The 302-nt window shown below is 61.6% G+C and carries 1 protein-coding gene; it reads right to left on the reverse strand.

Translation table 11 applies throughout. The features are described 5' to 3' along the window. The coding region (locus C6558_RS39420) for a transposase (RefSeq protein ID WP_146161038.1) at window positions 1–302 on the reverse strand (302 nt) is incomplete at both ends.

Here is a 302-nt window from a genome sequence, read left to right on the forward strand (position 1 = left end):
TGTTGCCCTGCTTGATGATCTTGCCGTGGAAGGTCTTGCCGCCGCTCGAATAGGTCGACGGCACCAGCCCGGCATAGGCGGCAAGCTTCTTCGGGCTGCGGAACCGCGCTATGTCGTCGATCTCCGCGTCGATCAGCCTTGCGAAGAACTCGCCGATGCCGGGGATCGTCTTCAGCAGCTTGACGTTGGCATTGGCCTTGGTCATCGCCCGGATCGTTGCTTCCGACTGCTTGATCCGCACGTCAATGTCGCCGATGAAGGCGAGGCCACGGTCGATCTGGATGCGGTCGATCTCCGAGACG

Source organism: Ensifer sp. NM-2 (genome assembly GCF_003024455.1).
Lineage (GTDB): Bacteria > Pseudomonadota > Alphaproteobacteria > Rhizobiales > Rhizobiaceae > Ensifer > Ensifer canadensis.